8 protein-coding genes are annotated in these 9,249 nt (G+C 63.8%); 4 read left to right on the top strand and 4 right to left on the bottom strand.

The genetic code is table 11. From position 1 onward, the window contains the following. Both WBF82_RS24240 and WBF82_RS24235 read left to right on the top strand, forming a co-directional pair. A partial coding sequence (locus WBF82_RS24240) for a molybdopterin-dependent oxidoreductase (RefSeq protein ID WP_424385464.1) occupies nt 1-515 on the top strand: 515 nt, incomplete at its 5' end. Between the two features lies 1 nt (nt 516). Next, on the top strand, nt 517-1,041 hold the full coding sequence (locus WBF82_RS24235) for a hypothetical protein (protein ID WP_424385463.1): 525 nt from the start codon (nt 517-519) through the stop codon (nt 1,039-1,041). 21 nt (nt 1,042-1,062) lie between these two features. On the opposite strand, the gene WBF82_RS24230 is transcribed toward WBF82_RS24235, so the two are convergent. Next, nucleotides 1,063-3,105 carry an NAD(+) synthase gene (locus WBF82_RS24230; RefSeq protein WP_424385462.1) on the bottom strand — a complete coding sequence of 681 codons (2,043 nt, stop codon included), beginning with the start codon at nt 3,103-3,105 and terminating at the stop codon, nt 1,063-1,065. Nucleotides 3,106-3,163: 58 nt separating this feature from the next. On the opposite strand from WBF82_RS24230, the gene WBF82_RS24225 reads away from it, so the two are divergent. Beyond that, nucleotides 3,164-3,709: a cysteine hydrolase family protein gene (locus tag WBF82_RS24225; protein WP_424385461.1), complete on the top strand. Its 546-nt coding sequence runs from the start codon at nt 3,164-3,166 to the stop codon at nt 3,707-3,709. On the opposite strand, the gene WBF82_RS24220 is transcribed toward WBF82_RS24225, so the two are convergent. Beyond that, nucleotides 3,710-4,327, bottom strand: coding sequence for a 2'-5' RNA ligase family protein (locus WBF82_RS24220; RefSeq protein WP_424385460.1), 618 nt, complete (start codon nt 4,325-4,327; stop codon nt 3,710-3,712). 28 nt (nt 4,328-4,355) lie between these two features. Continuing rightward, a complete protein-coding gene (locus WBF82_RS24215; RefSeq protein WP_424385459.1) occupies nt 4,356-7,223 on the bottom strand; it encodes an SUMF1/EgtB/PvdO family nonheme iron enzyme in 2,868 nt (955 codons plus the stop codon). Nucleotides 7,224-7,388: 165 nt separating this feature from the next. On the opposite strand from WBF82_RS24215, the gene WBF82_RS24210 reads away from it, so the two are divergent. Next, the gene (locus WBF82_RS24210; RefSeq protein WP_424385458.1) at nt 7,389-8,237 is read left to right on the top strand and encodes a Sir2 family NAD-dependent protein deacetylase; all 849 of its coding nucleotides are present in this window, start codon (nt 7,389-7,391) and stop codon (nt 8,235-8,237) included. A gap of 55 nt (nt 8,238-8,292) precedes the next feature. On the opposite strand, the gene WBF82_RS24205 is transcribed toward WBF82_RS24210, so the two are convergent. Then, nucleotides 8,293-9,249, bottom strand: a 957-nt coding sequence (locus tag WBF82_RS24205) for a cytochrome P450 (protein ID WP_424385457.1), incomplete at its 5' end; no start/stop codon positions are given.

Below are 9,249 nucleotides of genomic sequence, written 5' to 3'. Positions count from 1 at the left end.
GTCGCGCGGCGTTCCTGTTGCCGCGCGGACGGAGCCGCGGTACAGGTCCCAACGATTTCCAGACCAATAGAACCGCTGCGGCCGCGGCAATCACGCCGGCCGACACCGGCTCCAACTGGCGGCTCAGCGTGCGAGGTCTTTCGGGGCAGATGCTGTTGAGTCGGACCGCCCTGGAAGCGATGCCGCAGCACACCGCCGAGCTGCCGATCGCCTGTGTCGAAGGATGGTCGACCGTCCAGACGTGGACCGGAATCCGTCTCCGCGATCTGGCGGCCCTGGCCGGGCTGCCCAACCCGGCCCGAGCCACCGTGCGCTCGCTGGAGCGGGCTGGCGCGTTCAATCACGCTGTCCTGCAGGCTAATCAGGTGCGCAACCCCGACTCACTGCTGGCACTTCAGGTCAACGGCGTTGACCTGTCTTTTGACCACGGCTACCCCGCGCGCGTCATAGTGCCCGCGCTGCCGGGTGTGCACAACACCAAATGGGTACGGTCCATCGAATTCGGACAGCGCTGATATGCGCAGACTGATCACCAGCTTCACCGCCTTCTACGGCAGTAATCCGTTACATCTGCTAGGCACAGTCGCCGCGTGGGCGCTAGCCGGATATGTCGTGACGGTTCTCGGCCCGCATGCCCTCTGGAACTCTACGGTGTGGTGGCAGTCGATCGCGGTCTGGTTCCTTGCCGCGGTCATCGCTCACGACCTGGTCCTGTTTCCGCTCTACGCCCTGGCCGATCGCTCCGTCACGGCTGCGCTTGCAGCGGTGAGGAATCGGCGCGCAGGGCCGTTGCCGCGGGTGTCGTCGCTGAATTATTTGCGGGTACCGACCCTAGCGGCGGGGCTGTCACTACTGCTGTTCTTTCCCGGGATCATCCAACAGGGACAAGCCACTTACGCTGCGGCCACCGGTCAGAGCCAACAACCCTTCTTTGGGCGCTGGCTGCTGCTGGTCGCCGCGCTATACGGTTTCAGCGCACTGGCGTATGCAGCCCGGCTGTGTGTCGCCGGACGCCGCGAGGAAACCAATTCAGAACCCTGACCATGGCTGGCTTGCTGCCTTCTACTCTTCGGGAATCTCTCGCTCGATCTCGTCGAGCCAGGCTTGTGCTGACATGTCCGACGGGGCGCGCCAGTCCCCGCGCGGCGACAACGCGCCGCCGTGCGACACCTTGGGTCCGTTGGGCAGCGCCGAGCGCTTGAATTGGCTGAACGAATAGAACCGCTGCACGAAGACTGCCAGCCAGTGCCGAACCTCCTTGAGCGAGTATGACGGCCGCTTGTCCTCGGGGAACCCCGGGGGCCAGCTGCCCTGCTCAGCGTCGCCCCACGCATGCCAGGCCAAGAACGCGATCTTCGACGGCCGGAACCCGAAGCGCAGTACATGAAAGAGCGAAAAGTCCTGTAACGCAAAGGGTCCGACCTTTGCCTCGCTGCTCTGCAGCTCTTCCTCCTCGCCGCTGGGAACCAGCTCCGGAGTGATCTCAGTGTCGAGCACCGACTGCAGCACATCGGTTACGTCCGATTCGAATTGCCCGGACGAAATGACCCAGCGGATCAGATGCTGGATCAACGTCTTGGGCACGCCGCCATTGACGTTGTAGTGTGACATCTGGTCCCCGACACCGTATGTCGACCAGCCGAGCCCCAGCTCGGAGAGGTCGCCGGTCCCCAGCACGATCCCGCCGCGCTGGTTGGCCAGCCGGAACAAGTAGTCGGTGCGCAGTCCGGCCTGGACGTTTTCGAAGGTGACGTCGTAGACCTTTTCGCCGCGGGAGAATGGATGATCAATCTCCTTGAGCATCAGCTTCGCGGATTCGGTGATGTCGATCTCGGAGAAGGTGACACCAAGTGCTCGGCACAGCTCGACAGCGTTGCGTTTGGTGCGCTCTCCGGTCGCGAAGCCGGGCAGCGTGAACGCCAGAATGTCGCTGCGCGGCCGTTCTTCGCGATCCATCGCGCGGGCGGCCACGATCAGCGCGTGCGTCGAGTCCAACCCCCCGGAAATCCCGATGACGACCTTGGGATAGTTCAGCGCGCGCAACCGCTGTTCGAGCCCAGAAACCTGAATGTTGTAGGCCTCGTAGCAATCCTGTTCCAGGCGTTCGACATTGGCCGGCACGAATGGAAAGCGCTCGATCTCGCGGCGCAGCCCTATGTCGCCGGCCGGCGGTTCGAGGCGAAACTCGATGCGCCGGAACGACTCCGCGATCGCCCGGTGGTGGCGCCGGTTGTCGTCGAAGGTCCCCATCCGCAGCCGTTCGGAGCGAAGCAGGTCGGTATCGACGTCGGCGACGCTACGCCGTTCCCCTTTGGGGAAGCGCTCGGACGAGGCGAGCAGTACACCGTTCTCCCAGATCATGGTCTGGCCGTCCCAGGCCAGGTCGGTCGTCGATTCGCCCTCCCCCGCGGCGGCGTAGACATAAGCGGCCAGGCACCGCGACGACGCCGAGCGGGCCAACAGGCAGCGGTCCTCGGCACGGCCGATCGTGATCGGGCTGCCGGAGAGGTTGGCCAGCACCGTCGCGCCCGCCAACGCCGCTTCAGCGCTGGGCGGCACCGGCACGAACATGTCTTCGCAGATTTCGACGTGCAGCACGAAGTCGGGCCGGTCCGATGCGGCGAACAACAGGTCGGGCCCGAACGGCACGTACATGCCGGCGACGCGGATAGTGCCGCGCTCGTCGTCACCCGGCGCGATCTGACGGCGCTCGTAGAACTCCCGGTAGGTCGGCAGGTACGACTTGGGCACCACGCCAAGCACAACACCGCGATGGATGACCACCGCGGTGTTGTAGATACAGTGCCGATAGCGCAGCGGAGCACCGACCACCAGGACCGGCAGAAGGTCACTGGAAGCGTTGACGACATCCAACACGGCATCCTCGACGGCGTCGAGCAACACGTCTTGCAGCAGGATGTCCTCGATTGAATACCCGGACAGCGTCAGCTCCGGGAAAACGGCGAGCGCGACACCGTCGTCGTGGCACTGGCGAGCCAGCCGCAGAACCGATGCGGCATTGGCCGCCGGCTCACCGATCGCGGAGTGATGTGTGCACGCCGCGACGCGGACAAACCCCTGGTGGTAGGCGTTATAAAAGTCCATCGCCCTTCCATTGTCGCCCAGGCGGTGTCAACGCCCGGCCTTCGGGTATCACCACAGCATGAGCGATACCACTGTTCTGGTGGTCGACATGCTGAATACCTATCAGCATCCCGACGCTGAAGTACTGATACCCAATGTTGCCGAAATCATCGACCCGCTAGCCGACCTGATTCGACGCGCCGGTGAATCCGACGACGTCGACCTGGTGTACGTCAACGACAACTACGGCGATTTCACCGCCGAGTTCTCCGATATCGTCCGCTCGGCGTGCAACGGGGCACGCCCCGACCTGGTGGATCCGATCGTCCCGCCCGAGGGAAGCCGGGTGCTGACCAAGGTCCGCCACAGCGCTTTCTACGCGACGGCATTGGCGTATCTGCTTAATCGGCTCGAGACCAAGCAGTTGATCCTGACCGGCCAGGTGACTGAGCAATGCATCCTCTACACCGCGCTGGACGCCTACGTGCGCCACATCCCGGTTGTGATCCCGACAGACGCCGTCGCCCACATCGACGCCGAGTTGGGCAAGGCGGCGCTGACAATGATGGAGCAGAACATGGATGTCGAGTTGACGTCAGCGGCGAAGTGTTTGGACTCCGGATAGCTATCCGGAGCCTGGCGCGGTGGGTTGCAATGGAAAGTACGTGGTGCGGCCGTCCCAAATCAGCCCAAGACGGTCGAAGACCACCGGGCCGGTAAAGCTCAGCACCTCATCCGATGGTCCGTAAGTCGCAGTGATATGCGGTACCCAGGGGTCGTGTTGTGAAGGCAGAGCACAGAACTGGGTAGCCAGCTGCATCGCCTGGTCGTGCCACGGGTCCAGATCGGCGGAGTCTCCCACCACATACACCACCGCGGTGTCGGACTGACCGTTCTGTGGGTTGAAAATGGCATGACCGAACGCCTTGGCCTCGATCGGATGGGCGTTGGTCGCGGCGAGTTCGTCGAGTCGTCGTTTCAATGCGGCCTCGTCGAGGTTGCAACCGGTGTCGCCGAAGTCCACCAGGGTCAGGTGCAAATCGGGCACCTGTTCACCGCCGGGAACGGCCAACGCTTGTGCGTCCGTGATCCGGGGATACAGCGCGATGATCCGCCCGGTGGCGTTGGGCGACAGCGTGTCAGCCAACCGTACGGCCGGCGCGTCCAACGGATGCACCGGAAGCGGTGCTGTGGCCGCCGCCCACATCAGGCAGGCGATCAGCGCAACGCGCCAAGCAGACATGACCGGCATGACGCACAGCCTGCCAGCCTCATCGGGTGAGTTCTCTGGCGACCCGGATCCCGCGGCTGTAGTTGCGATTGTTTTCGTCGTAGTTGCCCCGTTCGGCGACGCGCGCGGTGTCGCGTCCAGTCACCCAGGATCCCCCACGGTCGACGCGCAGGCTGCAATCCGCGCCACTGATCCACGCCGAACCGTCGGCTGGGGCGCCGTTGTAACTGGAGTGGTAGCAGTCTTGTACCCATTGCCAGACGTCGCCGCTGACGTCGTAGAGGCCGAATGGATTTGGCTTAAACGACCCGCCCGGGGATGGCCCGCGGCCGTCCCACTTGCTGCCGCACCCTTTGCAGTTGGCGTTTCCGTTGCCGATTGTGTCACCCCACCAGAAGGTGGTCGACGTGCCGCCCCGGGCAGCGTATTCCCATTCCGCCTCGCTGAGCAGCCGGTAGGTGTGGCCGGTCATTTTCGAGAGCCATCTCGCGTACCGGTCGGCGTCATCCCAGGTGACGTTGATGGCGGGCTGCGGCCCGCGCCCGTATCCGCCGTCGGGAGCCTGCGCACAACCGCCAACCTTGGCGCAGGCGTCCCACTCATCGAATGTCACATCGAACTGCGACACCGCCAACGCATGCGGGATCTTCACCTGATGCTGCGGGCCTTCGTTGCGGTCCCGTCCCGGTTCGTTGCTGGGTGATCCCATGGTGAATTCGCCGCCCGGAATGACCACCATCTCCGGACAGTTCGTGCCGCACTCATGGAAGTGGTTGCCCGGCTTCAACGCTCGCTCGGCATCGGCAGTAAGCCGGTAGGGGCGGTAGTTCGACAGCATGTACGGGCGCATCTTGGTGTACCAGTTGATTTGGTCTTTGATCGTGGCCTGATTGATCCAGCCGACAAGACCGATGATGATGCTGACCAGCATGGCGTACACACCAATCCTGGTGCGGCGCTTTCTTTTCCGCCCTGCCGACTCGACCTTCCGACATGCGGCAATGTAGTCGCGCTCGTTCGGCGCGAGGTTGGCCGCGAGATCGGAGCGTTCGCACAGCCGGTTGGCAGCCGCCAACCGGCCCGCTGAGTGCGCAAGCCAGGTTGCGTTCTTGTCGTTTTGGACCCATTCACCGGAGGCCCGCTTGACGCCTTCGAGCACCGCGAGAAGTCCCGCGTCTTCGTTGAGCCAACCCGCGAGCAGATCCCACTGCCGCAGTAGCGCCTCGTGCGCCGGCTCGATGCTGACTTCCTTGGATTTCTTCACGACGTCTTTGGTGAGCAGGCGCTGGTCCACCAAGTGTTTGAGCAGCGGGCGGCATTCCGCGGGTATCTCCGACAAGCGCGCCACGCGGCGGCGAGGCGCGCGCGTGTCGGGATCGACGCTGGCCAGCCAGGGAATCAGACCGTTGTGCAGCAGGGTCAGTCGGGTCTTGCGGTCGTTCGGGATGGTTGGGTCGGCATCTGCCGTTGTAAAAGCTCGCTCGACGGCTGCCTCGATCGACCCTTTGATGCCGCCCAGCGCTCCGTAGTCCACCGTCGTCAAAGCGCCCGCACCGTTGTTCTGCAGGTAAAGGCGCTCGAGGGTAAAACTCAAGAGCGGCAAGGCATCCTTGGCGCCGCTAGCCTCGATATCGCCGAGCAGCGTGTCAACGAGGTCCTCTTCAATCTTCAGGGGTCGGTTGGTTTTCTCCAATCGCGTTGCCGGGCCCTTGATTACTTCTGCATACGACCCCCTCGGCATCGGCCCGAGATCGAAAAGGATCTTCTGGATACCCTGGAATGCTTGGCTTTCCTGCAAGTGGCTGTAGGTATCCGACCGTATGGCGATGATGACGATCGCCGCGGGTTGATCAGTGATGAGTAATGCCCGCAGCAGGGCCAGCAGCTGGTCGGCTTCCTGCTGGCCTTCGGCGACAAAGAGTTCTTCGCCTTGGTCGATCGATATCACCAGTGTCGGTTGCTTTTTACGGGCATCGTCACCGAGGGTCGGCGGCGTCTTCTTGTCGACCAGCCCTTGCAGGATCGGCCGCAGCGTTTTAGCGCCGCCGTCGATCGCGGCTTGCAGCTCGGCGCGCGGCCTGCCGATCCCGGCTGCATCGAGGGTGCCTTTGAGTGCGCGCAGTAAACCGGTCTCGCTGGAGATCGCCGCCTGTTCGGGCCGGATGATGGGCAACGGCACGAACGCGCGGTCATCGCGCTCGATTCGCGCGAATATGCCGGCTCGCAGGAACGACGACTTGCCCGCGCCCGATGCCCCGAGCAGCACCATCAGCCGTGGCGGCGCCGACTCGCGCAAACCGCGAAGCTGATCCAGCGCTTGGACGATCGGCGCATCACGGCCGAAGAAAATTCCGGTGTCTTCAGCCTCGAGGGGTTTCAGACCGCGGTAGGGAGGTCGCTCCGGGTCTGACTTTGGCGGCCAATCGAAGAACCGTGGATCGAGGCCCGCCTGAACCAACCCCGCCCGCAGCCGCTCAAGTCCTTCGCCGGAGAAGCTGACCTCACACTGCTGATGTGTCTTGGGCAGGGTCACCGAGAAAGTCCGGTGGTCGCGGCCGCAGGCCAGATCGACAAGTTGCCAGGTTCCGCTCAGATCCGCCGGAATGGCGCTCGGGTCGAGGTGATCGATAAGCACGCCGAACAAACGCTTGTTAAGCCGTTGGGCCCACATGTATTCCCTTAAGCACCAACGTGAATCCAGCCAAGGGCGGGACAGCAGACACAGCACCGCTTCACAGCGTGACGCCGCTTCATTTAACGCGCGCTCCCACCGGTCGCCGGCAGCTATTCCTTTCGCTGGGTCCAGATCGAGAAAGATGTCGTCCCAGCCTTCATCGGCGAGCCACTCGCGCAGGCCCACGGCCTCCGCGTTGTTTGCGCTCGAATGGCTTATGAACAATTGCGACATCGGCGCGCGCCCTAGAATGATTTCCGACCCAGCAAACGTGAGTGTATTCCGGCGAGGCACCGGAAGCGGGGTAAACAGCAAACAGTCTTTTCAAGCGGCAACCACGCGGACCGGCGCTTCCGCCGCCAGCTCTGCGGGGCAGCCAAGGGCCGTACCCTCGAATGCGTGACGGCCTGCGCGGAATCTCCTGAGCTGGTCGCGCTATTGGCCGGTCGCCGGGTCGCCGTGTTGACCGGCGCGGGGATTTCCACCGACTCCGGTATCCCGGATTACCGCGGACCTGATTCGCCGCCGAGCAATCCGATGACGATCCGGCAGTTCACCTCGGACCCGTTATTTCGACGGCGCTACTGGGCGCGCAATCACGTCGGCTGGCGGCACATGGATGAAACGCTTCCCAACGCCGGGCACAGGGCGGTGGCCGCGCTGGAGCGCGAGGGCGTCGTGACCGGGGTCATTACCCAAAACGTTGATCTACTGCACACCAAGGCCGGCAGTGACAACGTCGTCAACCTGCACGGCACCTATGCGCAGGTGATCTGCCTGAACTGTGGCGAGTCGATGAGCCGCGCGGCACTGGGCGAAAAACTCGATGCGCTCAACCCAGGATTCATCGAACGCGTCGGGTCTGGCGGCGCGCTGTCGGTTGCTCCGGACGCCGATGCCGTCGTCACCGACACTGCCGGCTTCCGCTACCTGGACTGCCCATCGTGTGGCGGCATACTCAAACCCGATATCGTCTATTTCGGCGAGAGTGTGCCTAAAGCTATTGTCGAACAAGCATTTTCACTTGTCGACGCGGCCGATGCGCTGTTGGTGGCCGGATCGTCGTTGACCGTGTTTTCGGGCTACCGGTTTGTGCGCCATGCCGCGGCGCGCGGCATTACGGTCGCCATCGTCAACCGCGGGCCCACCCGCGGCGACGACCTGGCCGCCGTCAAGGTCGTTGGCGGCTGCTCGGAATTGCTGACGCTGCTGGCCGAGGAGCTATCGACTCGCCGAGTGTGGGCTTAATGCGCGGCTTCCGCGAAAATGCGTGACACAAGCCCGCACTCGACGCGGTGAAGTATCAGAAAGTGCAGGGCATGCTGCGAATCCCGTGGATGAAGTTGCCGGGCACGTAGATCGGTTCGCCTGCCCGGATGTCCGGCAGCTGACGCAAGAGCTCGCCGAAGATCGCGCGCAGTTGCGCTCTCGCCACGTGTGCCCCGAGGCAGAAGTGCACTCCGCCGCCGCCGAAACCGACGTGCGGGTTGGGGCTTCGGCTCAAGTCCAACCGCTCCGGATGCTCGAAGACCTCGGTGTCCCAGTTGCCGGACGGGTAGAACATCACGACTTTCTCCCCTGCCCGAATGGTTTGGCCACCGACTTCGAAATCCGTTGCGGCCGTGCGACGGAAGGTCATCACCGGGCTAGCCCAGCGGATGAACTCCTCGATTGCGCCACTGATGCGGTCGTCGAAATCCTCTAGCAGCCAAGTGCGCTGATCGGGAAAATCGGTGAGCGCCTTGAGTGCATGACTGGTGGTTTGCCGGGTGGTGTCGTTTGCGGCGACAGAAAGCAACACGAAGAACGCGGCGATGTCGGCGTCGGCGAGCCGATCACCGTCCACCTCGGCATTCACCAGGCTGGTGAACAAGTCGTCACCCGGATGCTCGCGACGTTCGGCGGCCAGCCCGAAGGCCACCTGATGCACGGTCATCTGGGCCTCGAACAGCACCTCCATGGGTTGCCGGCCGTTCAGGTAGACCGGGTCGGCCCACGAGACCATGGCATCGGCGGCATGTTCCACGCGGTGGCGATCCGCCTCCGGAATGCCGACCATGTCCGACAGCGTGCGGATCGGCAGGTCCTTGGCGCAGTGCTCGACGAAGTCGGCGCCGCTGCCGGCCGCCTTGAGCTCCTCGACGATGCTCTTGGCGTTGGCCTGGATCGAATCCTCGATGCGCCTGACCTGGCGCGGCGTGAACGCGGCACTGACGAGTTTGCGCAGGAAGGTGTGCCGCGGCGGGTCCATCGCCAGGAA

It is taken from the genome of Mycobacterium sp. (assembly GCF_049673265.1).
Lineage (GTDB): Bacteria > Actinomycetota > Actinomycetes > Mycobacteriales > Mycobacteriaceae > Mycobacterium.
This window is presented reverse-complemented; position numbering and strand designations above follow the sequence as displayed.

Excerpts from the sequence above, each read along its gene's own strand:
- WBF82_RS24235 (WP_424385463.1), top strand. The coding sequence starts at position 517 with ATGCGCAGACTGATCACCAGCTTCACCGCCTTCTACGGCAGTAATCCG.
- WBF82_RS24230 (WP_424385462.1), bottom strand. The coding sequence starts at position 3,105 with ATGGACTTTTATAACGCCTACCACCAGGGGTTTGTCCGCGTCGCGGCG.
- WBF82_RS24225 (WP_424385461.1), top strand. The coding sequence starts at position 3,164 with ATGAGCGATACCACTGTTCTGGTGGTCGACATGCTGAATACCTATCAG.
- WBF82_RS24220 (WP_424385460.1), bottom strand. The coding sequence starts at position 4,327 with ATGTCTGCTTGGCGCGTTGCGCTGATCGCCTGCCTGATGTGGGCGGCG.
- WBF82_RS24215 (WP_424385459.1), bottom strand. The coding sequence starts at position 7,223 with ATGTCGCAATTGTTCATAAGCCATTCGAGCGCAAACAACGCGGAGGCC.